The sequence below is a fragment of the Amycolatopsis albidoflavus genome, assembly GCF_039525725.1.
GTDB lineage: Bacteria > Actinomycetota > Actinomycetes > Mycobacteriales > Pseudonocardiaceae > Amycolatopsis > Amycolatopsis albidoflava.
The window spans coordinates 40,077-59,854 of sequence record NZ_BAAAHV010000017.1; the positions used below are offsets into that span (position 1 = coordinate 40,077).

Consider the following 19,778-nt stretch of genomic DNA (forward strand, 5'->3'; position numbering starts at 1 on the left):
TTGGCCGGCAGGCCCGCGCTGACGTTGAGTTCGTCCAGCGCATTCACCGAAGATCCGCGGGAGGGCACGTGGCGGCCACATTGGAGCGACGCTCGATCGACCCGGTGCCCGAGTCCGAGCGGCACGGGCACCCGCGCAGCCTGTTCACCCTGTGGTTCGCCGCGAACACGCAGATCACCTCGGCGGTCACCGGCGCGCTGACGGTGCTGGTCGGCGTGCATCCGCTGTGGGCGATCGTCGCGGTCGTGCTCGGCAACGCACTCGGCGGCGTTCCGATGGCGCTGCACGCCGCGCAGGGGCCGAAGCTCGGCATCCCGCAGATGATCCAGTCGCGCGCGCAGTTCGGCGTGTACGGCGCGGCGCTCCCGCTGGTGCTCGTCGTGGTGATGTACCTCGGCTATTTCGCGAGCGGTTCGCTGCTCGGCGGCCAGGCGGTCGCCCAGATCACGCATCTGCCGACGGACGCCGCGATCGCCGTCTACGCACTCGCCTCGGCGCTGATCGCGATCGTCGGGTACCGGCTGATCCACCGGTTCGGCTGGCTCGCGTCCGCGCTGTCCGTGGTCGTCTTCCTCTACCTGACGATCCGGCTGGTCAGCGGGCACGACCTCGGTGCGGTGCTCGCCGCGCCGCACCTGGACTTCCCGAAGTTCCTGCTGGCGATCTCGCTGACCGCGTCGTGGCAGCTCACCTTCGGCCCGTACGTCGCCGACACGTCGCGCTACCTGCCGTCGGCGACCTCGGTGCGCGCGACGTTCTGGTGGACGTACGGCGGCACGGTGCTCGGCGCGGTGTGGGCGATGTCCTTCGGTGCGATGGCGTACGCCATTGCCGGGAAAGCGTTCAAGGGCCACGAAGTCGCGTACGTCGTCGGCCTCGGTGGCGAAGCGTTGTTGATCCCGCTGTTGCTGGCTATCGCGCTCGGCAAGTTCACGGTGAACGTGCTGAACATCTACGGCGGCTACATGACCGTCGCGACCGCGCTGACTGGCTTCGGCCGTCGCGCGGCGCTCTCGCAGGCCACGCGGATCGGCTACATCGCGGGCGTCGGCGTGGTCGGTGCGGTGATCGCCATCCTCGGCCGCGGGCAGTTCCTGTCGAACTTCGTGCTGTTCCTCGACTTCTTGCTGTACTTCCTCACGCCGTGGAGTTCGATCAACCTGGTCGACTTTTACCTGCTGCGCAAGGAGAAGTACGACCTGGCGGCGCTCTACGACCCGAATGGCCGCTATGGCCGATGGGCTTGGCCCGCGCTGACTGCTTACGTGCTGGGGATCGCGGTGCAGATTCCGTTCGCCAACGTGGAGGGCATTTTTGTTGGGCCGATCGCGCCGCTGCTCGGTGGTGCGGACATTTCGTGGCTGCTGGGGTTGATCGTGCCTGGCGCGTTGTATGTGGCGTTCATGCGTCGGTCGGCCGCACTTCGAGCGTGACCGTGCGGGCCGGGGTCGCGCCTTGATCCGCGCTCGAGATCGCGAACGCGGTCAACGGTAATCCGCTCGCTCCGGCCAGCACCCGGGCCGCGGAGGACGCGCGAGCCAAGGAGACTGTCGAGCCGCCGCTTGACGGGCCGCCGGGGACAGCGATGCCGTGGCCGATCACCGTTATGCGCACGGATCGTCCTTTGAGGACGTTCGCCCATTCGGTCAACGCCGTTTGCCCAGCCTCGTTCGGCGTTGTCGCGTTAGGACTGAACAGGCTGCGGTCGAAGCTGACAGCTACAGCGTCGGTTCCTGCCTTCGTGGTCACTCCTGGCGCGACCAAGGTCTTCGCCAACTGGTTCAGGCGCTCCTGTCGCTCCTCAGCCGCAGCGGCATCGCGGGATTCCTCGCCGTGCAGGCGATCCACCTCAGCGCGGAGACCGTCATCCGGCTTGGCCGCCATGGCCACCGGAGCAGGAGGCGGCTGACGCGTCGTCAGGACCACCCCGCCCGCGATCGCGCCGCCGATCAGCACCACGGCCCCGGCAGTCAGCAGATACCGGCGGATCGGCCGGTGCCGCAACCGTCCGGAATGGACTTTCGCGATCACCCGGCGTCCTGCCTCCGCCGCGGAATTGTCCGGCTGCAAGGCAAGCACCGCCGCCCACGCCGCATCGGCCGCGGCGAGATCGCCGGTTTGCGCGTGGACGCGCGCCAGCAGATCGAGCCGGGCGGGGTCGCCCGCTGAGTCTGGCTCCAGAAGTGCGACGGCCGCTTCGTAATCGCCGCGACGGGCGAGGTCGGCACCTTCGGCGAGGACGAGTTCCCGTTCCAGCGCCTGCGAAAGCCCGCTCATTCGCGCTCCCCGCGAAGAATGCCGCCACCCGGCTGACCCGGCCGGTCATTCGGAAGCAACCGACGCAACCGGCGGTTGACGTCCGGCAGCGCGGCCCAGTTCGACGTCGCCACCACGTGTTCGCCCTCGCGGATCAGCTCCCGCGCGCGAGCCGGATCGGACATCGTGTCGCGCGACGCCCGCAGCGCGTTGAATACCTCGAGATCCAGCGAACCGTCCCGGCGCAGCAGCAAAACCTGCAGGTCCAGCGCCCGATCGGACAACCGCTCGCCCGCCTCGGTGTCGTGCGATTCGGCGATCGCCGCGTACCGGCGTTCGATCTCGGCCAGCTCGGTCCGGTCCTCGTCCGCACCGACCCGGTCGACCAGCTCGCGGCAGTGGTCGATCTGGTCCCGCAGCCGTTCCAGCACCTCGGGAACGCGCAGCTCTGCTTCGATGTCGTCAAGGTCGGCCTGCACGTCGCGCATCCGCCGTTCCGCGGCGACCGCGGCCCCCTCGTCGGTGCCGCCGGAGCGCACCTCGTCCCGGACCGCCGCCACACTGCCCTGCTCGTCGAGCCGGTTCAGCAGCCCGCGTGCCCGGTCCGAACGCGTCCTTACGACCTCACTCCGCACCTGTTCGTGGCGCGCCTCCAGCTCGTTCAACAGCCGCCGCAGCGTCTGCGGGTCCGGCACATGCTGCTGTTTGAGATCGATGACCGCCTCGAACTCGTTGTCCAGCAAGGGAACCTCGGCGACCACGGACACCTGCCGCGAATCGTCCATCTCGAAGGTCATCACAACTTCGCTGCCGCGCGGCAGATCGAACCGCACGTCCTTGGCGCGAATCTCGATCACGCCCACCTGCTGGTTGCGCTCGCCGCGACGGCGTTCGCCTTCCGCGACCGGGATCCGGATCACCGAGGACGTGTTGCCGCGCTGCAGCGTCGCCGTGGTGAAGAACGTCTGCCGCTTAGCCGCCGGCAGCGGCGCGTTTTTCATCAGCATCGGGGTGAAGGAACCGTCGGCCTCGGTCAGGCCGACTGTGTTGACCACGGTCTGACCCATCATTTCGTTGAGCTGGTGGGTGATCGTGAGCGAGTCGGGCTGTACCGGAACGCGCGCGCCGGTCGGGTCGAGCAATTCGATCTCGAAGCGGTTCGTGCTCAGCTCGTCGAGCACGACGTCGACAGTGAAAGTGCCGTCAGCGGAAAGGGAAACCTCGGACGTTCGGTAGACCGGCCTGCGCTGCGGGGCGCTGAGCGCGATCCGGAACCGCGACCAGTCGGCTGAGCCGTCCGTCGAACAGCGGCCGGAAACCGGCAGGGTCGGCAGGCTTGTGGTGGCCGGATAGGACAGTTCCAGGGAGTATTCCCCGCGCTTTGCCGGGCGTACCGCGCGCGGGCGCGCCACTGTTCCGGCGTAGGCGGCCGCACCGCGTGCCACCACGGTGCTCGGGTCCTGGCTGTGGTCGAGCGGAATGCCGAGACCGGCCGACGGATCGGCCAGCAGTTCACGCAAACCAGGCGCGAGGGTCGGACCGCCGACCAGCAGCAGCCGGTCGATGTCCGCCGGACGCAAATTCGCCGACTCCAGCGCGGATCGGCACAACTGCACCGCGCGCAGGTAAAACGGTCGCGCCGCCTGATCGACCTCCTCGCGGCGCACGACGTACTCGAACATCTCCTCCTGGCCGTCGCCCCGGTCGAGGTCGAGCATCACCTGGGTCTGTTCCGCCTGGGAGAGCTGGATTTTCGCCGTCTCGGCGGCGCTGCGCAGCCGCGCGAAGTTCCGCCGCCAACGCGGATTCTCCCGGGTGAAATCACTGAGGCCGAGTTGCCGGGCCGCCTCTGGTGCGAGTATCTGGTCCAGTACGGCCTGGTCGATGTTCCGGCCGCCGAGGTGGGTGTCGCCCGCGTGGTGCAGCACGCTCAGTTCCCCTTCGACAGTGCTGACCACCGCGGAGTCGAACGTTCCGCCGCCGAAGTCGAACACCATCCAGTGCGCGCCTTTGCTTTCGTTCTGGAACCCGAACGCGAACGCCGCCGCCGTCGGTTCCTGCAGCAGCGGGCAATTCCCGGTGAACCCGGCCAGTTTCGCGGCTTCCTGCGTCGCCTCGGTCTGGTTGAGCAGGAACGCCGCGGGCACGGTGATCACCGCCGCGTCCGGCATTTCCCGTGGAACGACGGAACTTCGCAGCGACCGCAGCACTTCCGCGGACAGTTCCACCGGCGTCATGCTGAACCCGGCCTTCGGGAATTCGCGTCGCGCGTCCGGCAATCCCATGGCCTGCTTGAATTCGATCTGCACGCTTTCCGGATCGTCCTCAAGCCTTCGCCGCGCTCCGGCGCCGACTTCGAGCACACCGCGCCGTCGGCTCCAGACCGCGGACGGCGTGTAATCCATCTGCGCGTTGTTCTTGATCACTACCACCGCACCGTCCTCCAGCACCGCGATCGCGCTGTTCGTGGTGCCGAGGTCGATCCCGAAATCGATCGTGTCACGCATCCGCTTCCCCGTTCCCCCGGGCGGCCGGGCGCCCGACGATGACCTGTCCCATCTGGATCCGGCGGCCGGTCAGGTAAATCGACGGCCGCACGGTTTCCACCACCCGCTCGACGTCCAGGTCCGGTTCGTCCTGGAACAGCAGCACCTCGAGCGCCATCCCCGAGCCGAAGGGAATCCGGTCGTGGTCCTGCACCAGCACCCCCGCCGCGTCGAGCGCGTCCTGGCTCGCGCTGAGGAACCGGCCCGCCTGCCGCGCGACCCGGTCCTCGACCCCGGCGAGCTTGCGGCGCGCCCGCCACAACGCCGTCGCCGCCTCCGCCAAGTCCGATTCGGACAGTGGCGACGCACTGTCCTTATCGGTCAACACCGCGGAGAGTTGTTCCAGCGCGTCACGAAGCCGAGCGCGCTCCTCCTCGCGCAGGCCAGGTTCAGCGATCCGGAATTCCTTGTGCTGCTTGCGTTGCCGCGCTTCTTCGCCCCGCCGGTCTCGCATCACAAGCCCCTCTGCACCCGAACGAACGGGGCGACATACACCAGCACCACCGCCACGACAACGGCAAGCCAGTGCGGCACCTCAATCAGACTGAGCACCGGATAAACCCCCAAGTCCAGCCCCAGCAGGGCCGGATACCGCCCCGAGGTCGTCCATGGCCGAGCCGCCACAAAGCAATTCATCAACGCCCCGGCAACCGCGCCGGGAAAGACGAAGGCCAAAATCGCGTCCTGTGGAAGCTTCAGGACCAGGAACACCGCCGCCGCCACCGCGTGCAGCAACGCGCCGCCGATCCGGGCCGCCGAAGGCTCCCGCTCCGGAGGACGGCTGGGCACATACGCCGTGGCAGCGATCTCGTTGCGCGCCACAGCTTCCAACGTCTCCGGATCGCGGCTGCACCGCCGAGCGACCGCGAACACCTCCCGGACCAGCCCCGTCCCGCCTCCCGCGTCCGCCAGCGCGACCCCGATATTGTTCGCCACCACTGCGATCGACTCCGAAAGCGACGCCGTACGCCGGAATTCCGCCCTCGGCACGACCTCTTCGAGCCGGTCGAACAACGGCTGGGTCTCCTCGACAGCCCGCCAAGCGGCGGCCTCGGCCCGGTTCCCGTCCAGCTCGCCCCGCAAATCCTTGAGCAACGACTCGGCCCGCCGATACGTCCCGTCGGCGATAGCCGCACGCGCGTCCTCGACGGCATGACGATCAGCCCCGAACACCGCGAGATACCCAGTGAACCGCCGCGGCTCCGCCGACCGGGCCGCCACCTCGATCAACGGCGCGAGCAAAGCGTCCGGCAAGGCGAGCCGCATCCCGTCCACAGTGGATTCGTCCAGCCGCCGGTCGCCCAGCTTTTCGACGCGGTGATTCAGATGCCGCCAGAACGATTCGCTCCGCAGGACCGCTCCCCAGCACCGACCGGCCTCGGTCCACAATGGAGTGGGGTGGTCGTCGGTGCGGTCCGCTTCCGCGTCGAGGGCTGCCGCGTAGGCGGCGACCGCGTTGTCGTGCTTCTGGTGCAGTTGGAGCGGACACCCGCAGTCGCTGGGCAGGCCCCAGGTCCAGAAGACTTCGTCGACGAGCCGGTGCTCGGCGTTGCCGAGCGCGTCGAAGGCCGCCCGCACCTCGTCGACGGTCGCGTCCGCGGGCACCCCGTCGGGTGTTGCACCGCCGACTTCGAGCACCCCTAGGACTCGAAGGCGCCGTTCACGCACCTCCCGCCGCGTCGCGGTCGCGGTGAGCCCGACGATCCGGAAGGGATTGCGCCGGTACAGCTCGGGCGTCGCCACCTCCCGCACCCGCGCCGCGGCGGCCCGGCCGCGCCCCTCGTTCGCTCCCATGCCGGGGAAGGTAAGGCGAGGCGGCTGGGAGGGGTCCCGGAAGAGCCGGGCTAGCTGGACTCGCGGACGACCAGCGACACCGGCAGGATCTGCGCGCCCGGCGCGACGTCCTCGCCGTCCAGCAGCCGCATCAGCGTCGAGACCATCGCGTGGACCTGCTCGCGCGGATCCTGGTGCACCGAGGTCAACGGTGGCGTCATGGCCGGGGCCAGCGCGGCGTTGTCGTCGAAGCTGACCACCGCGACGTCGCCGGGCACGTCGCGTCCAGCGTCCGACAGCGTGCGCAGCGCGCCGACCGCCATCATGTCGCTGCCGACGAACACCGCGTCGAGATCCGGTACCCGTTCCAGCAGCGCGGCCATCGCTTTCGCGCCTCCGGCCAGCGTGAAGTCGGCCTCCTCGGACAGCCCGGCCGGGTCGATCCCGGCGTCCACGAGCGTCTTGCGCCAGCCGGCGAGCCGGTCGATCGGCGCGCCCTGGTCCTGCGGGCCCGCGATGGTCGCGATCCGCCGGCGGCCGGATTCCACCAGGTGCGTCACCGCTTGCCGGGCGCCGCCCTCGTTGTCGAAATCCACCAGGTGCACGCCCCGGCGCAGATCAGCGGCCTGCCCGCCGAACACCGTGGGCAGCTTCAGCAGCCGCAACGCCCGGGGCAGCGGATCGGCGCGATGCGGAGCGAAGACGAGGACGCCGTCGACGTGCCCGCCCTCCAGAAACCGCACGGTGCGGCCGAGATCTTCGCGGGTGTCGCTGAAGAGCAGCACCATCTGGCAGCCGACGTCGGCCAGTTCCCGGTAGCCCGCGCGCATCACCGCGGTCCGGTACGGATCGTCGAGCAGCCGCGCTTCCGGCTCCGACAGCACGACCGCGATCGCGCCGGTCCGCCGGGTGACGAGCGAGCGCGCGGCCTGATTCGGCGAATACCCGAGGTCCCGCGCCGCGGCCAGCACCTTCTCGCGCGAGCGCGCGCTGACGTACGCGTCGTCGTTCAACGCGCGCGACGCGGTGGACCGCGAAACCCCGGCGAACGCCGCGACGTCCTCCAGCGTCGGCCGCTCGTCCTCGGACCGAGGCGCCACTTCGCCCACCCCCTGACTGTCGGTCGGGCCAGCTTAACGGCGGCCGACCGGGAGCGCTCCCGGAGACTCTGGCCTTGACATCCCTCGTTACCTGCAACACACTCGTGCGGCATCTGGGAGCGCTCCCAGAATGACTTCCAAGGGGTTGACGACGGTGACAACGTTCCGGAAGGGCCTGGTGCTGGCACTGGGCATCACGATGACCGCGGTGAGCGCCGCGGCCTGCGGCGGCGACGGAGACGTGCCCGCGGCGGCCGGGCCGAACGAGCATGTGGAGCTGACGCTCGCGACGTTCACGGAGTTCGGCTACGAGGCACTGATCCCGGAGTACGAGCGGCTGCACCCGAACATCAAGATCACCCACCGCAAAACCGGGCAGGGCGGCCCGTACGCGCAGGACATGATGACGAAGCTCGCCGCCGGCTCCGGCCTCGCCGACGTGCAGGCCGTCGAGGAAGGCCACCTGTCGGACATCCTCAGCAAGTCCTCGAAGTTCAACGACCTGAGCAAGATCGGGCCTTCGAGCGTGCAGCCGGACCGCTGGCTTTCGTGGAAATACGACGCGGGCAAAGACAAAAACGGCAAGCTGATCGGCTACGGCACGGACATCGGCCCGCTCGCCATGTGCTACCGCAAGGACCTGCTCGCCGCGGCCGGGCTGCCCAGCGACTCGGAGGCGGTGAAGCCGCTCTTCGCCACCTGGGACAGCTATTTCGCCGCAGGCGCCCAGTACACCGCCAAAACTGGCAAAGCGTGGTTCGATTCGGCGGCGCAGAACTTCAACTCCATGGTCAACCAGCTGCCGGTCGGCTACCTCGACACCAGCGACAAGCTCACCGTGGAAAACAACCAGGGCATCAAGGACGCCTGGGCGAAGGTGACCGACGCGGTCGCGAAAGGCGAATCGGCGAAGCTCACCGCGTTCAGCAACGAATGGAATTCCGGGTTCAAGCAGAGCGCGTTCGCCACGAAGGCTTGTCCGGCATGGATGCTCGGGGTGATCAAGGAACAGGCCGGGCCGGACAACGCGGGCAAATGGGCGGTCACCGCGGCATTTCCCGGCGGCGGCGGCAACTGGGGCGGTTCGTACCTGACGGTGCCGGCGCAGAGCAAACACCCGCGCGAGGCCGCTGAACTCGCCGCCTGGCTCACCGCGCCGGAGCAGCAAATCAAGGCGTTCGAGGCCAAGGGCAACTTCCCGAGCCAGGCGAAGGCACTGGAAAGCCCGCAGCTGTTGAACGCGACCGACGCGTACTTCGGCGGCGCGAAGATCGGCGAATTGTTTGCCGAGCAGGCGAAGAAGGTGTCGAAGCCGCAGTACAAGGGCCCGAACGACGGCCAGATCCAGGAAAACGTCTCCAGCCCGGCACTGCAGTCGGTCGAACAGGGCGCTTCTGCCGCGGACGGCTGGCAGCGACTGATCGACGGCGCGAAGAAACTCACCCGCTGACGATGACTGTCACCGACAAGACCGCTCCGGAACGCCGGGCCACGACGCGGCAACACGCTGCGGCGCGGCCCGGCCTCCGCGACCGGCTGGCTCGCTGGGATGTCAAAGTCTCGCCGTATCTCTATGTGGCGCCGTTCTTCATCGTGTTCGCCATCGTGGGCATGTTCCCGTTGCTGTACACCGCGTACGTGTCGTTGTTTTCCTGGAAAGCCGGAGACGACAACCCGGACTTCATCGGACTCGACAACTTCAAGGAACTGTTCTCGGACACGCAGTTCTGGCACGCGCTGGAAAACACGGTCAGCATCTTCCTGCTGTCCAGCGTGCCTCAGCTGATCATCGCGGTGCTGCTCGCCGCGGTGCTCACGCTGCGGTTGCGCGGCGCGACCAGCTGGCGGGTCGGCATTCTGCTTCCCTACGCGGCAAGCCTGGTGGCGCTCGGGATCATTTTCGCCAACCTGTTCGGCCCGCGGTACGGGCTCGTCAACGGCGTGCTCCAGACACTCGGACTGTCCCCAGTGGACTGGCAGGCCAACCGGTTCGCCAGCCACGTCGCCATCGCGATCATGGTGAACTGGCGGTGGACCGGCTACAACGCGCTGATCGTTCTCGCCGCCATGCAAGCCATTCCGAAGGAATTGCACGAGGCCGCGCTGATCGACGGCGCGGGCACCGTACGGCGCTTCACCCACGTGACATTGCCGCTGCTCAAACCCACGCTGATCTTCGTGACCATCACCTCGACGATCGGCGGGCTGCAGATTTTCACTGAGCCCAAGCTGTTCGACGCGATGCCCGGGTCGAACAACGGCGGTTCCACACACCAGTTCCAGACCGTGACGCTGTATCTGTACCAAACCGCTTTCGAGAATTTCAATCTCGGATACGCGTCCGCGATCGCCTGGGTGCTTTTCCTGATCATCGTCGTGATCGCGCTGATCAACTACTTCGTCACCGGGCGGCTCGCAGGGAGGCGTGGATGAGCGTCCAAATGAGTCTGCGGGCGCGCGCGGCCCAGCTCGGCAAGCCGCGCAAGGCGACCTACGGCGTGCTGATCGTGTTCGTGCTCGGTTCGCTGTTCCCGTTCTACTGGTCATTTCTCGTCGCCAGCCGCGACAACGGAATGCTCACCGAACGGATCCCTCCGCTGCTGCCAGGCGGCAACTTCTTCGCCAACGCAGCCCGGGTTTTCGACACCGTGCCGTTCTGGCGGGCGCTCGGCAACAGCGTCCTCGTGTCCGGCACAGTCACGCTCACCACGGTGCTGTTCTCGTCGCTCGCCGGATTCGCCTTCGCCAAACTGCGTTTCCGCGGCCGCAACGGCTTGTTCGTGTTCATCGTGGTGACGCTCGCGGTCCCGACCCAGCTCGGCATCATCCCGCTGTTCATCGCGATGTCGAAACTCGGCTGGGCGGGCGGACTGCAGTCGGTGATCGTGCCGAATCTGGTCACCGCGTTCGGCGTGTTCTGGATGCGACAGTACACAGTGGACGCTTTGCCGTACGAGCTGATCGAAGCCGCGCGCGTGGACGGATGCAGCATGATCCGGATCTTCTGGAACGTGTGCCTTCCCGCCGTCCGCCCGGCCGCCGCGATCCTCGCCATGTTCACGTTCATGACGTCCTGGAACGATTTCCTGTGGCCGCTGGTGGTGCTCGACGCGGGCAACCCGACCGTCCAGGTGGCGCTGGAGAAACTGCAGAGCGGCTACTACGTCGACTACTCGCTGGTGCTCGCCGGCACCACGCTGGCCACGATTCCGATCCTCATCGTCTTTCTCCTGCTCGGCCGCCAGATCGTGGCCGGGATCATGCAAGGCGCCGTGAAAGGGTGACCATGTCCGCACAGCCGACCCCCGACGTGCTCGCGTTCCCGGACGCGTTCGTCTGGGGCGCCGCCACGGCGGCCTTCCAGGTCGAGGGTTCGACCACAGTGGACGGACGCGAGGCGTCCGTCTGGGACACCTTCGCCGCACGACCAGGCACGGTCGCGGGCGGCGACACCGGCGACCCGGCGGCCGACCACTACCGCCGCTACGCCGAGGACGTGGAGCTGATGCGCTCGCTCGGACTCACCGCTTACCGGTTTTCCCTTTCCTGGCCGCGAATCCTGCCGCACGGCACGCCGGAGGCGCGCGGGCTGGAGTTCTACGACCGGCTCGTGGACCAGTTGCTGGCGGCGGACATCCAGCCGTGGGCGACGCTGTATCACTGGGATCTTCCGCAGTCGCTGGAGGACCGCGGCGGCTGGACCGCGCGCGACACGGCCTACCGGTTCGCCGAGTACGCCGAGACCGTCGCAGCCCTGCTCGGCGACCGCGTGGCGAGCTGGTCGACGCTGAACGAACCGTGGTGCGCGGCAATGCTCGGCTACGGCTCGGGCGTCCACGCGCCTGGCCGGACCTCCCCGGAAGGTGCGGTGGCCGCAGCGCATCACCTGCTGCTGGCGCACGGGTTGGCGATGGACGTGCTGCGGCAGCACACCAGCTCCCCGTCCGGGATCACGCTCAACCTGTACCCGGTCGTCGCGGACTCGGACGACACCGAAGACACCGACGCCGTCCGCCGGATCGACGGACTGCAGAACCGGCTGTTCCTCGACCCGCTGCTGCGCGGCGGCTATCCCGCCGACCTGCGCGAGGACCTGGCCCGATTCGGTTTCGACGCCGTGGTGCGCGACGGCGACGAGGCGGTGGTCGGAAAGCCGATCGATTGGCTGGGCGTCAACTACTACCGCGGCTACCGGGTGGCCGGTTCGGCACGGGCGGGAAGCAAGCCGGCGGGCCGGGAATGGCCGGGAGCCGACCAGGTGCACTTCGTCCCGGACCTGGCCGCGCCGCGCACGGCTTCCGGCTGGGAAGTACAACCCTCCGGACTCACGGAATCACTGCTGCAGGTGCATCGGGATTACCCGCCGGTACCGTTGTACGTCACCGAAAACGGCGCGGCGTACCCGGACGTGCTCCGCGACGGCGAGGTTTCCGACGACGATCGTGTCGCTTTTCTCGACGCGCATCTGCGGGCTTCGCACGACGCGCTGGCCCGCGGAGTGGATCTGCGCGGGTATTTCTACTGGTCGTTGCTCGACAATTTCGAATGGGCGGAGGGGTACGCGAAACGCTTCGGTCTGGTGCACGTCGACTACCGCACCCAGCGGCGTACGCCGAAGCGCAGCGCGCGGTGGTATGCGGAGGTGATCGCGCGCAATGCGCTGAGGTGACCTACTCCCGGGTTTACTCGCGCCGCCAGGAAAGACTTTCTCTGCAGTTTTCGCGTCACGGTGCCCGGGCGCGGCCGTCGGACCAGTGCCGGGGCCGCCCCGAACGGCCCCGCGAGCGGAGACTGGGAGTGTCCGATGACGGTGCGGAGCCGGGTGACCGACGAGGTCACCACGTGGCTGACCGGGGAATTCGCGGGCCGGGTGCCCGCCGAGGCGGTCGAGGTGGTGGTGCGCGCGGCCGGGCGCGACCTCGACGGCAGAGTCGTCCCGGACGACCGAGGCGACCTGCTCTACCGGGTGGCGCGGGCCCGGCTGGTGCGGATGCTCTCCGCGCCCGAGGAGCCGCGGATCCCGCGTTCGCGGCGGTAAACGCCGTTCAGCCCTGGGCGCGCGTTGTGCGGGGGCTAAGGCTGCGGCCGGACGTTCCCGGCGCTCGAGTCAACCGGGCGTGTTGTCCGGGGAGCAAGGCTGCGTTCGGGCCTTCCCCGGTGGCCCGAAGCAACCGGGCGCGCGCTGCCCGGGGTGCAAGGCCACGTCCGGGCTTTCTCCAGCGACCCGAAGCAGCCAGGCGCACGTTGCCCGGGGATCAAGGGCGCGCCCGCGGCCCGAAACAGCCAGGCGCGCGTTGCCTGCGGAGCAAGGCCGCATCCGTGCTTTCTCCGGAGGCCCGAAGCAACCAGGCACGCGTTGTCCGGCGAGCAAGGCGGCACCCAGACTCTCTCCGGTGCCCCAGAACAACCGGGCGCGCGTTGTCCGGCGAGCAAGGCCGCGCCCAGACCCTCTCCGGTGCCCCAGAACTACCCAGGCACGCGTTGTCCGGCAAGCAAGGCAGCTCCCATGCCTTCCCGGTGGCCCGAAGTAACCGGGCGCGCGCCGACCGTGTTCGGTGCGGCCGGGAGCGGTTACGAGCCCGGCAGCACCCGGCTGCTCAACGGCGCGTGCGAGCGCTCCGGCGGCCACCAGACCTGCGCGGGTGGCGGGGGAACGTCGTCGTCTGGGAGTTCGAGCGCGTCCGCGCCGCTCTGCCAGCGGTTCCAGTGCACGGAGCACAGCCCGCGCCACAAGGAATCCTCCGCACAGTCCCGCCGACGGCACTTGCGCACCTGCTGCCCGCTATCAATCACGTCCACGACTCCAAACCGCGCTCAACCTCCCCGCCGGCTCCAGTCTGCCCCGGCACCGGCGGGAACGCCTCGTACTCGAGCCAACACAACCCTTGTGCAGCAACGGAACGAGAGATCTCACCCTACTCCAGGCACCTCTGCGCGCACCGCGCGACCACAGTGCACTCTTTCAGCGGTTGACGGTTCACCACTTGCCCATTGCGGGCGAATACTTTGTGCCGCAACGGAGAGTCAGCGCGCGACGGCGCAGGGTAGATATGTCCACAATGGATGATCAACGACCGGGGTGGTTCGCGTCGTACTCGTGTGCGGCGGTGCGCTGGGGGCGGGTGCGGAGGAGTTGCTCGTCCGGGGAGTCGTCCACATCGGCCAGTCCGAGCGCGACGGCGCGGCGGATTTGCTCGCGGTTGTCGCGGACTACGGAGGAGAAGAAGTCGTCGATGCGAGGATCCAGGAGGACTTCCAGCAGGACTCGGAACGATGTGTCCACGGTGGCTCGGACGATTTCGTCGTGGAAGGGGAGCCTGCGCAGTTTGCCCAACTGTGGGTCTTCGGAGATCTTTTCGGTGATGATGGCGCGTAGTTCGGTCTTGTTTTCGCTGAGGGATTTGGCCAGGTTCTCGGGGTAGTTTCCGGTTTCCAGGACCTTGACTACCTCGTCCAGGACAGCGATGGTGACCGGCTTTTTGATGGCGCGGACTATGGGTTCGGAGAGTTTGTCCACTAGACGGTAGGTGAATTGTTCGCCGACGGCTCGGTCTGCTGCTCGGCCTAGGCGGATGATCAGGAGGATTACGCCTAGGACGTGGTGGTTCGCAGTGAAAGCCGGGTGGGCGACGGGGATCATCGCGAAGATCTCGTACCAGGTTCGGGCCAGGAAGGCTGCCCGCCAAGCCTGTTTGCGCCAGCGGTGGAGCAGTTCCAGGAAGAAGATGGCGCAGATGGCGCAGTCGGTGATGAAGAACCAGTGGCTGATGGCTGGTGGGGGTGGGCTGATGAGCAGCCAGCCCAGCATTCCGGTGGAGATTACGGCTAGGGCGAGCATGATCCAGTCGTCTGCCCGGACGTTGCCGGGGAGGATGCCGCTGTTGAGTTCAGCTTGGGCCGAACGGCCGGTGGTCATGCTGGCTCCCTGATCCCTGGTTGTTGCCGGGGGTGATGATCCCATGCTTGCGTGGGTGGGGCTGGGAATCTTGTAGGGGCGTGGCGGACTGCTCGTGCTTCGCACATCGCTGGTTGGGACTGGGGGCACCCCGAAGCTTGATTGTGCTGACGGTCTGAGGGTGCTTGTCAAGGCGGGAAAGATGCCTTGACAAGCACCCTCAGACCGCAGGAGAGCTTCGTATCGGGGTGCGGGGGTGGTGTGGGTGCATGGTTGGTTGGGTGCGCTGGTGCGCCACGGAGTGGGCGAGTTGGGTGCGCGGACTGCGGTTGGGCGGGCCGCGGTTGGGCGGGCCGGCGGTTTGCGACGGGGTGCGCGCGGGGCTCGCTAGACAGGGCTGACTAGCGCCCCAAAGTGGCGTTCGGTGCATCTGACGCACCGAACGCCACATTGGGTGCGTCGCATGCTCCCAATGCCACATTGGGTGCGTCGCAGCAGCGGCGGGCGCTGTCCGTGAGGGGCCCCTTGAGGGAATCGGAGTCCCTGAAGGTTCCCCTCACGGAACGCCAACGGGCCCGGAGGTCGTGGAAGCAGGCTTACGGAAAGCTTCGGAACCGGTACACCTGGACCATCCGAGCCGGACATCTTGACACGATCACCCCACTGGCAGCAGGCTTTTCCCCAACGCCGCCTAGTTAGGAAAGTTTACTAACAAGGAGTCTCTCCATGCCCGCTTCCCGGAAGGTGGCGCTGTTCGCCGCCGCTTCCGTTTCGCTTACTGCTGCGTTGGTCGGTGCTGGGCCCGCCACCGCGGCTTCTGTGGCGCGTCCGTTTCCCGCGCACGTCACCTATCAGACCGGTGTCCGGCCGTCGGTCAGCCAGGCCGAGCAGGACGCCGCGGTCAAGAAGCAGTACGACTCCTGGAAGAAAACCTACCTCCGCCAGGCTTGCGGCGGTTACCTCGTCTGGGCCACCGACGACGCGCCCAACAAGGGCACCGTTTCCGAGGCGCAGGGTTACGGGATGAACATCGTCCCGCTGATGGCGGGGTACGACGACCAGGCCAAGACGATTTTCGACGGGATGTGGAAGTTCGTCCAGGACCACCGGGACAGCAAGGGGCTCTTCCAGTGGGTGATCGACGGCAAGACCTGCAAGTACTCCGACGGCGGCACCCCTGACTCCGCCACCGACGGCGACCTAGACGTCGGCTACGGGCTGATTCTCGCGGACAAGCAGTGGGGCGGCTACAGCGCGGCCGCGAAGGACTGGCTGGCCAAGGTTTACCAGCATGACGTCACCTCCGACGGGCATCTCAAGATCGCCGACGACGCGGGCAACGACGACACCCGGCCGTCGGACTTCATGCTCGACCACTTGCGCGCGTTCGCGAAGTACGACACCGCGCACGACTGGAACAAGGTCGTCACCCGGACTGAGCAGCTGATCACCCAGTTCACCGCCAAGTATTCGCCGAACGCGAATCTGCTGTCGGACTTCGTGGTCGGCGCGAACACCAGCAGCCCGAAGCCCGCGCCGGCGGATCATCTCGAGAATCAGCCGGACAACATCGTCGGGTACAACTCCGTTCGCGTGCCTTGGCACATGGGCACTGACGCGCTGCTCTACGGCGGCAAGGTCGCGACCGACGTCGCCAAGAAGGAGTCGGCCAGCTACAAGAGCAAGTCCGGCGGCAACCCGGCCAAGATCTATCCGCACACCAAATTGGACGGTACGCCGACCAAGACCAGCGACCAGTCTGAGGTGGCGGCCAACCCGGTGGGGGTCGCGGCGATGGTCGCCGGCGATCAGGCGTGGACCGATTCGCTGTGGAAGTACATGGCGGGCAACCCGTATGACGACACTTACTACGGCGAGACCATCAAGTTGCTGGTCTACCTGGTGATGTCCGGCAACTACTGGGCCCCGTGACCCGGACCGCCCGTACGGACGCTAACCGGCGGCGTCCGTACGGGTGGGCGGGCACTTGCCGCCCGGGGCGGTGAGCAGTTCGAAGTGCCACATCTCGTTCGAGTAAACCTGGCACAGTCCGTATTTCGCGCCGTGCTGGATGAGCCAGTCGTCGGCGCGGGTGGGGGCGACGTCGACGGCCTTGCCGGACACATGCGTCGATTGTTCCGGCGTGTTCACGTACTTCCGCGCCTTTTCCAGGCTGCCGTACTTTTCGATGCCCGCGTCCAGCAGTTTCTGCTGGTACTCCCTGGTTCGCCAGCCGGACGCGATGTGAATGTCCACTTTGCGCTGACGCGCGTCGGTTGCCGCGTCCTGCAACGCTTTTCGCAACGCTGGGTCAAGGTTCCCGACGGCCGGGTAGTTCGTGTCGAACGGCGTGAGCATGACGCCCTCGGGAGCGCCGCCTTGAGCTGGGTCGTGATCCGGGTCGCCGTCGAGGACGGCGAGACCGGAGCACCCGGCGACAACGACCATGGGCAGCACGAGCAGCACGTTCTTGATCTTGTTCTGCGGCACGCCGCAACTATCGCGAGCGGGTATCCCCGGAAGGTTCGGCGAATGTCCGCTCCGCGTAACAAGACCGCATGATCAGGTAACGGCTCAGGCGGTCAGCCCGATCCCCGCTTCGGCGGTGTTCACGAGGAACGTCAGCGTCTCGTAGAAGTACAGCTCCACAGTGGACGCGTCGTGGCTGGAGTACCCAATGGACAGATCCTGTCCGAAGTGGAGTTCGTAGTCGCCGCCGCGAGTGGACAGCACACAGGCTCCGCTGATGGCGGGCGTGCGGATGAGGTCGCCGTCCACGATCTGCTTCAGGTGTTCCAGCACCGGATAACCGTGGTTGGCCGCCTCGTACGCGGCGGTGAACTCGTCGTCGCTGAGCAGCACGGTGTACGGCCCGGCCACGCCCGCGTCGCGCAGTTCGGCGATCGCGTCACCGATGGCCTTCGGGTAGCCGGGAGCCTCCGGCGGCAGCGCGATCGGCGAGAGCGACGACGCCGGGCGGATGCCGGTGATGCCTGCCTCGGCGAAACCGTCGAGCACGATCCGGTCCTCGGCGTACGCGATCTGCTGCGCGGCGTCCTTCACCGGCTGCCAGTCGGCGTCTTTCGCGCCCCACTCGACCGAATCGACTTCCTCGCGCGACACCGTGAACGGCACCCGCAGCTCCACAATCCGTTGCGCGGTGCGCAGGCTCGTCGCGACGCCGTCGAACTTGTCGCCGACACGCTCGCGACGTCCAGTGCCGATCGCGGCGAGCGCCGGGTCTCCGGTGACGACGACGTCGACCACTCGGCGCGCGGCGGCGAACTCGGCGAAGGTGCGCTTCGCCTCTTCCTCCAGGTCCGCCCACGCGGCGGCGGAGATCGGGGCGAGTTCGCGATGCAGGTTGTTCATGACCGAATGCTCCTTCGCAGGCTTCCGATGCCCAGCGACGTCCCGGCGGGCGTCGCGGCAGCCGGCGGTTCCGGCTCGGGCGGGGCGTCCGGCGGATCTTCCAGGAAGTCCGCTGTGGGCACGTAGAACAAAGCGCCGGTGAGGGGCGTGGAGAAGTCGAGAATCCGGTCGTAGTTGCCGGGCGGCGATCCGACGAACATGTTCTCCAGCATTTTCTCGATCACCGCGGGAGATTTGGTGTAGCCGATGAAATACGTGCCGAACTCGTCGTGCCCGGGACGGCCGAACGGCATGTTGTCGCGCAGGATGTCGAGCTCGTTGCCCTCGTCGTCGGTGATCACGTTGAGCGCGATGTGCGCGTCGGCGGGCTTTTCCTCGTCCGACAGCTCCACATCGGACAGTTTGCGCCGTCCGATCACCAGCTCCTGCTGCTCGGTGTTGAGCGCGTTCCAGGCCTGCATGTCGTGCAGGTACTTCTGCACGACCACGTAGCTGCCCCGGTCGAACGGCTCGTCGTCGTCCACCAGCACTGCCTGATTGACGCCGCCTCCGGTCGGATTCTCCGTGCCGTCGACGAAACCGAGCACGTCGCGCGCGTCGAAGTACCGGAAGCCCTGCACCTCGTCGAGCACCGTCACCGAACCGCGCAGCCGGTCCATGATCAGCGTTTCCAGCTCGAAGCACAGGTCGAGCCGTTCCGCGCGGAGGTGGAACAGCAGATCGGCCTCGGCGGTGAGGACGCTCGTGTGCTTCTCGCCGGCGAAGACCGGCAGTTCGTGCAGTTCCGCGGGCCGCGGACCGCCGTAGATCCGGTCCCATGCCGCGGACGAAATCCCGGCGACGCAGGTGAGCCCGGCGCTGGCGTCGCGGAAGCCGACCGCGCGCTGCAGCCCGGCCAGGTCGGCGAGGAGGTCTTTCGCGGTCTGCTCGGCACCGGCGTCGACGCTGACCATCAGGAAGATCGCCGCCCTCGTCAACGGCGCGGAAACGGCCTGCGGCTCAGGCGGTTCAAGGTCCCCCGCTTGCACGCTCGCGCACCCCTTCTCACCCGGTGACCGTCCGAGCGCATCCTAACCACGGACGGGCGCGCGCACCGGGCATCACCACTCGGGCGGGGTAACCGTCAGACGAAGTGCGTGAGCAGAGCCGCGACGTCGGCTTCCAAACGGTCCGCCGCCTCGTCCTGACCGGCGAGTTGCTGCAGGAGCGCCCGCTGGAACAGGCCGTCGAAGGCGGCGTACGCGACCTCCGGCGACACCTGAGCAGGCCGTTCGGTGAACTCGGCGTAGCGCCGCACGACCCGCCACACCATGTCCTGGCGCTGTTCGTCGATGTCGAGCACATCGCCGCGGAACGACTCCTCGAACAGGCTCTGGTTGCGCAGGTCGTACCAGAGGCGGTGCATCGCCGCGTCGGTCCGCAGCGTGGCGGCCATGGCCGCGCCGAAACCGTGTTTCAGCTCCTCAGCCGAGCCCGCCGCTGCCACCACGTCGTCGTAACGGGTCACGCAGACCTCTTCGAACTTGCGGACCGCGTAGGTGAGCAACTCGACCTTGTCGGCGAAGTAGTAGTGCAGGACGCCGTGCGAGAAGTCGGATTTCTGGGCGATTTCGCGCAGGCTCGTGCGGGCATAGCCCAGCTCGGCCAACGCCTGCAGCGCGGACTCGGCCAGCTGCTCGCGGCGCTGGGCGAACTTGTCCACGGCGCGGCGGGAGATGCGCTCCTTCGCCTGTGTCACACCCGGCAGTCTAGCGCGACAGCGTTTCTTGACGAGCGTCCAAGAAAATCTTGACGACTGTCCAAAATTAGCTACGGTGTGACCTACACCGCACCGGC

At 67.6% G+C, this 19,778-nt stretch carries 18 protein-coding genes; 7 read left to right on the forward strand and 11 right to left on the reverse strand.

All coding sequences use genetic code 11. The features are described from left to right. Nucleotides 1-68: 68 nt before the first annotated feature. Nucleotides 69-1,433, forward strand: a complete 1,365-nt coding sequence (locus tag ABD156_RS27735) for a purine-cytosine permease family protein (RefSeq protein WP_344279921.1) — start codon at nt 69-71, stop codon at nt 1,431-1,433. Here ABD156_RS27735 and ABD156_RS27740 read toward each other — a convergent pair. Genes ABD156_RS27740 through ABD156_RS27760 form a run of 5 tightly spaced genes read right to left on the reverse strand, consistent with a single transcriptional unit; the run spans nt 1,402 to nt 7,675 of the window. After that, nucleotides 1,402-2,277, reverse strand: a complete 876-nt coding sequence (locus ABD156_RS27740) for a hypothetical protein (protein ID WP_344279924.1) — start codon at nt 2,275-2,277, stop codon at nt 1,402-1,404. The two genes, ABD156_RS27735 and ABD156_RS27740, sit on opposite strands and share 32 nt — an antisense overlap. Then, entirely contained in the window at nt 2,274-4,763 is a 2,490-nt protein-coding gene (locus ABD156_RS27745) for an Hsp70 family protein (RefSeq protein ID WP_344279927.1), read from the reverse strand. Before ABD156_RS27745 ends, ABD156_RS27740 begins: the two co-directional genes overlap by 4 nt. Beyond that, entirely contained in the window at nt 4,756-5,256 is a 501-nt protein-coding gene (locus tag ABD156_RS27750) for a hypothetical protein (protein ID WP_344279930.1), read from the reverse strand. The genes ABD156_RS27745 and ABD156_RS27750 overlap by 8 nt, the downstream gene beginning before the upstream one ends. Continuing rightward, nucleotides 5,256-6,596 carry a hypothetical protein gene (locus ABD156_RS27755; protein WP_344279933.1) on the reverse strand — a complete coding sequence of 447 codons (1,341 nt, stop codon included), beginning with the start codon at nt 6,594-6,596 and terminating at the stop codon, nt 5,256-5,258. The genes ABD156_RS27750 and ABD156_RS27755 overlap by 1 nt, the downstream gene beginning before the upstream one ends. Before the next feature lie 50 nt (nt 6,597-6,646). Further along, entirely contained in the window at nt 6,647-7,675 is a 1,029-nt protein-coding gene (locus ABD156_RS27760; protein WP_344281206.1) for a LacI family DNA-binding transcriptional regulator, read from the reverse strand. Nucleotides 7,676-7,805: 130 nt separating this feature from the next. Between ABD156_RS27760 and ABD156_RS27765 the strand changes: the two genes are divergently transcribed. The 5 genes from ABD156_RS27765 to ABD156_RS27785 all read left to right on the forward strand — a co-directional run bounded on the left by ABD156_RS27765 (nt 7,806) and on the right by ABD156_RS27785 (nt 12,713). Further along, entirely contained in the window at nt 7,806-9,125 is a 1,320-nt protein-coding gene (locus ABD156_RS27765) for an ABC transporter substrate-binding protein (RefSeq protein ID WP_377925989.1), read from the forward strand. A 2-nt stretch (nt 9,126-9,127) separates the two neighbouring features. Next, on the forward strand, nt 9,128-10,108 hold the full coding sequence (locus ABD156_RS27770) for a carbohydrate ABC transporter permease (RefSeq protein ID WP_344279938.1): 981 nt from the start codon (nt 9,128-9,130) through the stop codon (nt 10,106-10,108). Nucleotides 10,109-10,116: 8 nt separating this feature from the next. Further along, the gene (locus tag ABD156_RS27775; RefSeq protein ID WP_344281209.1) at nt 10,117-10,959 is read left to right on the forward strand and encodes a carbohydrate ABC transporter permease; all 843 of its coding nucleotides are present in this window, start codon (nt 10,117-10,119) and stop codon (nt 10,957-10,959) included. 2 nt (nt 10,960-10,961) lie between these two features. Further along, complete coding sequence (locus ABD156_RS27780; protein ID WP_344279941.1) at nt 10,962-12,344, forward strand: GH1 family beta-glucosidase; 1,383 nt, start codon at nt 10,962-10,964, stop codon at nt 12,342-12,344. Between the two features lie 135 nt (nt 12,345-12,479). Continuing rightward, nucleotides 12,480-12,713, forward strand: a complete 234-nt coding sequence (locus tag ABD156_RS27785; protein WP_344279944.1) for a hypothetical protein — start codon at nt 12,480-12,482, stop codon at nt 12,711-12,713. A gap of 533 nt (nt 12,714-13,246) precedes the next feature. On the opposite strand, the gene ABD156_RS27790 is transcribed toward ABD156_RS27785, so the two are convergent. Further along, nucleotides 13,247-13,474 (reverse strand): hypothetical protein, encoded by a 228-nt coding sequence (locus tag ABD156_RS27790; protein WP_344279947.1) that lies wholly within the window; start codon nt 13,472-13,474, stop codon nt 13,247-13,249. Between the two features lie 268 nt (nt 13,475-13,742). Next, the gene (locus tag ABD156_RS27795; RefSeq protein ID WP_344279950.1) at nt 13,743-14,591 is read right to left on the reverse strand and encodes an ion transporter; all 849 of its coding nucleotides are present in this window, start codon (nt 14,589-14,591) and stop codon (nt 13,743-13,745) included. A gap of 705 nt (nt 14,592-15,296) precedes the next feature. On the opposite strand from ABD156_RS27795, the gene ABD156_RS27800 reads away from it, so the two are divergent. Continuing rightward, entirely contained in the window at nt 15,297-16,502 is a 1,206-nt protein-coding gene (locus ABD156_RS27800) for a glycosyl hydrolase family 8 (RefSeq protein ID WP_344279953.1), read from the forward strand. A gap of 21 nt (nt 16,503-16,523) precedes the next feature. Here the strand turns inward: ABD156_RS27800 and ABD156_RS27805 are convergent, their stop codons facing one another. The 4 genes from ABD156_RS27805 to ABD156_RS27820 all read right to left on the reverse strand — a co-directional run bounded on the left by ABD156_RS27805 (nt 16,524) and on the right by ABD156_RS27820 (nt 19,680). Continuing rightward, nucleotides 16,524-17,060, reverse strand: coding sequence for a M15 family metallopeptidase (locus tag ABD156_RS27805; RefSeq protein ID WP_344279956.1), 537 nt, complete (start codon nt 17,058-17,060; stop codon nt 16,524-16,526). 84 nt (nt 17,061-17,144) lie between these two features. Further along, nucleotides 17,145-17,942: a family 1 encapsulin nanocompartment shell protein gene (locus ABD156_RS27810; protein WP_344279959.1), complete on the reverse strand. Its 798-nt coding sequence runs from the start codon at nt 17,940-17,942 to the stop codon at nt 17,145-17,147. Continuing rightward, complete coding sequence (locus ABD156_RS27815; protein ID WP_344279962.1) at nt 17,939-18,970, reverse strand: Dyp-type peroxidase; 1,032 nt, start codon at nt 18,968-18,970, stop codon at nt 17,939-17,941. The genes ABD156_RS27810 and ABD156_RS27815 overlap by 4 nt, the downstream gene beginning before the upstream one ends. 95 nt (nt 18,971-19,065) lie before the next feature. Next, complete coding sequence (locus ABD156_RS27820; protein ID WP_344279965.1) at nt 19,066-19,680, reverse strand: TetR/AcrR family transcriptional regulator; 615 nt, start codon at nt 19,678-19,680, stop codon at nt 19,066-19,068. Nucleotides 19,681-19,778: the final 98 nt, after the last annotated feature.